Annotated in this window: 3 protein-coding genes and 1 pseudogene; all 4 read right to left on the reverse strand. The window is 59.9% G+C overall.

The genetic code is table 11. The features are described 5' to 3' along the window. Position 1: 1 nt before the first annotated feature. Positions 2–1,954, reverse strand: a pseudogene (gene ppk1, locus EXR36_15310) (polyphosphate kinase 1). A gap of 65 nt (positions 1,955–2,019) precedes the next feature. Further along, positions 2,020–2,292 (reverse strand): oxidative damage protection protein, encoded by a 273-nt coding sequence (locus EXR36_15315; GenBank protein ID MSQ60958.1) that lies wholly within the window; start codon positions 2,290–2,292, stop codon positions 2,020–2,022. A gap of 40 nt (positions 2,293–2,332) precedes the next feature. Beyond that, positions 2,333–4,789, reverse strand: a complete 2,457-nt coding sequence (locus EXR36_15320) for an EAL domain-containing protein (GenBank protein ID MSQ60959.1) — start codon at positions 4,787–4,789, stop codon at positions 2,333–2,335. Between the two features lie 39 nt (positions 4,790–4,828). Continuing rightward, on the reverse strand, positions 4,829–5,118 hold a 290-nt coding region (locus EXR36_15325; GenBank protein ID MSQ60960.1), incomplete at its 5' end, for a hypothetical protein.

Here is a 5,118-nt window from a genome sequence, read left to right on the forward strand (position 1 = left end):
ATCAGTGAAGGCCTTCACTGATAACCCGGCGGCGCAATTTCTCGTCCAAGACGGGAAAGCACACTTCCACCCTTCGAAAGAAATTTCGGTCCATCCAATCGGCGCTCGACAGATACACCTGGCCGGTGGCATGAAAATGGAAAATGCGATGATGCTCGAGGAACCGGCCGATGACGGAGCGCACGCGAATGTTTTCCGACAGTCCGGGAATGCCGGGACGCAGGGCGCACACACCGCGCACGATGAGCTGGATTTTCACTCCGGCTTTCGAGGCGGCGTAGAGTTCCTCGATGATCTTGGGTTCGAGCAACGCGTTCATCTTGGCGGTGATCCACGCCTTCTTTCCGGCCTTGGCCTGCGCCGCTTCGTGGCGCACGGCGGCGATCATTTGGCTATGAAACGTGAAGGGGGACTGCAAGAGGTAGCGCAGTTTCCCCGCCTTGCCCAAGCTGGTGAGCTGCATGAACACGTCGTTGACGTCCGCTCCCATGGCCTCGTCGCAAGTAAAAAGAGCGAAATCCGTGTACAGCATGGCCGTGCGGGAGTGGTAATTGCCCGTGCCAAGGTGCACATAACGGCGCAGCCCGGATTTTTCTCGGCGCAGCACCATGACCATCTTGGCGTGGGTCTTGTGTCCCACCACGCCGTAGACCACGAGGGCTCCCACTTCCTCCAGACGCGCGGCCCAGTTGATATTCGCTTCCTCGTCGAAGCGCGCCATCAACTCCACCACCACGGTGATTTCCTTTCCGCGCTGCGCCGCCTCCACCAGGATGCTCATCACTTCCGATTCGGCGCCCGTGCGGTAGACCGTTTGCTTGATGGCCACCACATCGGGATCCTTGGCGGCTTGATCGATGAAGTTGATGACGGGTTTGAAGGATTGGTAAGGATGATGCAGCAGTACGTCGCCTTTTCGAATGGCGGCGAATATATCGCTGCGCTTGACCAAGGTCCCCGGCACACCCGGTGAGAACAGCGGGTACTTCAAATCCGGCCGGTCCACTCGGCCGGGCACTTGCATCAAGCGCACGAGATTCACCGGACCGTCGGCTAGATACAGATCCGCGGTGCCCAGCCCAAACTGTTGCAGCAGAAAATCCGTGATGGCGGGCGGGCAGAGCGCCGCGGCTTCCAGGCGCACGGCGTCACCGAAGTGGAGCTGCGGGAGTTCGCCTTGCAAGGTGGTGCGCAGATTCTTGATCTCCTCCTCGTCGACGAACAGATCGCTGTTGCGGGTGACGCGAAACTGGTAGCAGCCCTGCACCGCCATGCCCGCGAACAACTAGCCCACATGGGCATGAATGATGGAGGAGAGAAACACGAATCCGTAATCGCAACCGGAGACCTCGCGCGGCAGGTGAATCACGCGCGGCAGCACACGCGGGGCTTGCAGCAAAGCCATGCCGGACTTGCGCCCGAAGGCATCCTTGCCGGAGAGCTGCACGGCGAAATTCAAACTCTTGTTGAGGATCCGCGGAAATGGATGGGCAGGATCGAGCCCGATGGGTGTCAGCACCGGCATCAGCTCGCGAAAGAAGTAGGCCTTGATCCACGCCTTCTGCGCCGCGCTCCAATGACCCCGGCGCAAGAAGCAGATGCCTTCCTTGGCGAGTGCCGGCACCAACTGGCCATTGAACATCGCATACTGCTGGGAGACCAGATCGCGGGCAATGCGCCCGATCCGCTTGAAGGCTTCGGAAGGTGCCAGCCCGTCCGGAGCGGGACGTTCAGCACCTAACTCGATTTGGGCCTTGAGCCCCGCCACGCGGACTTCGAAGAACTCGTCCAGATTATTGCTGACGATGCACAGGAAACGCAGGCGCTCCAGCAAAGGCGTCGCGGGATGAGCGGCTTGGGTAAGCACGCGCCGGTTGAACTCCAACTGGCCCAACTCCCGGTTAAGGATGTGCTGGGCCGGTAGTTTTTTCTTGTGGCGCGCTAGGGTCGGCATGGGAGGCTTCGGGGCGGGAACAAACGAGGTTTCCCCCGTCCCGGAATCGAACAGCGATGCGCGCGTTACTCCTTCGCGGGCGTGTATCCCGAGGCTTCCTGCGCTCCCGTTCCGAAGAAGTGCTGCTCCATTTGTTCGGCGAGGTACTTGCGCGCCTTCGCGTCCGCCAAGCTCAGGCGCATTTCGTTGATCAGCCGTTTTTGTTGTTCCAGCCATTCTTGCCATGCTGCCTTGGAGACGTTGTCGAAAATGCGCTGGCCTAGCGCGCCGGGGTATGGGGGAAAGTCGAAACCTTCGGCCTCGCGGCCGAGTTTGATGCACATGACGGTTCGGGGCATTGCGATTCTCTTATACGATGGGAGCGCGTTGGTTACGGAATTATGACAGCGCGGCGAACGCCGACTTTTGCTCTTTTGGCATGGATAGATGATAGCCCTGGACCAAGTCCACTCCCAAGCCACGCAGCATTTGCAAGGAACCCTCATCCTCGATGCACTCCGCCACGGTGCGTTTGCGCAATCCCTTCGCCACCTCGATGATGGCGCGAACGAACACCTGATTGTCACGGTCGGAAGGAAGGTTCTTGATGAACTGGCCATCGATCTTGAGCATGTCCACGTTCAAGTGCTTGAGATAGGCTAAGGAGGAAAACCCGGCGCCGAAATCGTCCAAACAAGTCTGCGATCCCGATTCGCGCAGGGCATCGATGAAGCGCTGGGCATCATGCAGGTCCGACACCGCCGCGGTTTCCGTGATCTCCACGATGAGACGCGAAGGCGGCACGCCGGCGTGGCGCAAGGCATCCGAGATATAACGCGGCAGCGAGGGTTCGTCCAAGGAGCGCCCCGACAAATTCAACGCGATGGCGGGAATTTCCGGATGGGCGGCCAGCAGGCTCGCGCACTCTCCGATTACCCAGCGGTCGATGTCCAAGATCTTGCCGCTCTTCTCCGCGACGGGGATGAAAGTGTTAGGCATGATGGGGCGGCCGGGATGGTCCCTGTCCTCCATGCGCACCAGCGCTTCCATGTGGCGCAGTTGCTTGTTCGTGCATTCGTATATGCCTTGAAAATGCAATAGCAGCCGGTCGTTCTCCAGCGCATCTTCGATGCGTTCGTTCCAATTCAGGCGCTTGAGCATGCTCCGGCTGGTGGACGAATCCGCCTTGTACATTCGCCACGTGTTCTTCCCGGCTTCCTTCGCCTGGTACATGGCGGTGTCGGCGTAGGCCACCAAGTCCTCCGCCGTTCCCGCGTGGGTTGGATAGAGCGCGATGCCAAGACTGCACGTGAGCCGCAATTGGTTGCCCTCGAAGTTGAAGGGAATGCGCGCGATGGAACGCACGATACGCTCCGCCAGCGATTGAACCTCCAAGGGCGTGACGTTAGGGCACAGTATGGCGAACTCGTCGCCCCCCAGGCGCGCGAACACTTCGTTGCGGCGCACTTGCGCGGAGACTTCTCCGGCTACCCGGATGAGCAATGCATCGCCCGTGCGATGCCCAAAAGTGTCGTTGACGTGCTTGAATTCATCGATATCGAAAAACAGCAAGGCGGAGGTGGCTTTTTCGCGTTCGCCATGGGTAAGTACGCGAGCCAGTTCGTCCTGGAAGCGGTGGCGGTTGAACAAGCCGGTGAGCGGATCGCGCTCGGCCAGATAGAGAATCTGGCTGGCGGTCTGGCGCTCCCTAGTCACGTCTTCGAACACCCACAGGTAGCCCACGATCTCGGCGCCGCTGGCATGCACGGGATAGCCTTGGCGCGTGATGAGGCGGCTATCCGCCATCTCGATCTCCAAGGGCTCCGCGGGGTGCGCGGTGGGCTGGTCGTGGAATAAGCGCTCCTCCAATTTCTCCGGCTGTGCCAGCGTGTCTTTCACGCTGCGAAGCACACAGCCCGCGTCCATTCCCTGAAAGTGCGCCTTGGAGTTCGCTACTAACCAAATGTGCTCGAACGCCGGATTGGAGTAGATCACCTTGTTGTCCCGGTCGACAAACAATATGCCCAATTGCATGGCCCCAAGGAGTGCATTCAAGCGCGCCAGCTCGTCGCTGGCTTGAGTGATATATTCGCGCTGTATGGCATTGGCTTTCTCCAATTCCCTGAGTGCATCGGAGAGCCGTGCTTCGCCGGCCGCGAGCGCCTGGATTTTCCCCTCGGCGGCGCTGACCACCGCATTGAAGGCGTGGCCCAGATTCGCTACTTCATCGTCACCCACGACGCGCACCCGCGTGCCAAAGTTGCCCGCCGCCACGTTACCCGCCGCGCGCGTGAGGCGGCCCAAGTGCCGTGTGAGCCAGTAACCCAGCAATGTGAGCATCAATGATGAAGCACCGATACCGAGTACGGCAACCAGCCCGCTTTGCGAGATGAGCGCACGCCGCGATTGCGATAGGAAATGGGTGGAGAAGCCGATCCCCAGGGTACCGTACTGGGTACCCCCGACCACGATGGGAATGCGCTTGTCGTAGCTTCCGTCGGAACCGCCATCGAAGATGTTAGCGTCGGCGGGGGGCAGTGCATCGGAGGACTTGCGCCCGGAGGCCGCCACTGGATGACTACGATGATCGAGCAATTGCAGGTAACTCAGGCCGTGGCCGGAGAGCATGTCATTCAACAAATTCTGGATAGTCGCGTAATCGCGCTGAACCAGAGGAGCGGCCAGACTGGCGCTCAGTATGGGGGTCGTGCTTTCGATCCAGTTCTCGGCTTCCTGGATCAGCGCCTCTTGGTTAAGCCGCACGCTATTGGCGACCAGAACGCAGATGGTGGCCACCTCCACCACCAGTGCCGTAAGGACCAGCCTAAGGCGAAAGGATTTCGGGACGAAGTTCATGGGAGGAAATGTCCTTTCGCGAGAAGGCGGTCGTTGCCGTCACCGTATCTGCCTTTGACCCAGGCGCAGCTCCTCCCGTCCGGTTCGGGATAGATCCGAGAGCGCCACGATGAAAAGGTTGGAGATCTTGCGGGTCTGTGCGATCTGCCTCACCAACGCTCGCTGCGATTCCGAGGCCCGGTGCAAGACGAAAGCATTGACCAGGGCCGCTGGATACTCCCCTTGCACCAATCCCAGCAACACTGAATCTTGAAAGCTGTGGGGACGTTCCACGCGCGACATATCCACGCCGTGCTTTTCCAACAATTCCTTACCGAGCAAATCCGTGA

It is taken from the genome of Betaproteobacteria bacterium, from assembly GCA_009693245.1.
GTDB lineage: Bacteria > Pseudomonadota > Gammaproteobacteria > Burkholderiales > SHXO01 > SHXO01.

Excerpts from the sequence above, each read along its gene's own strand:
- EXR36_15315 (MSQ60958.1), bottom strand. The coding sequence starts at position 2,292 with ATGCCCCGAACCGTCATGTGCATCAAACTCGGCCGCGAGGCCGAAGGT.
- EXR36_15320 (MSQ60959.1), bottom strand. The coding sequence starts at position 4,789 with ATGAACTTCGTCCCGAAATCCTTTCGCCTTAGGCTGGTCCTTACGGCA.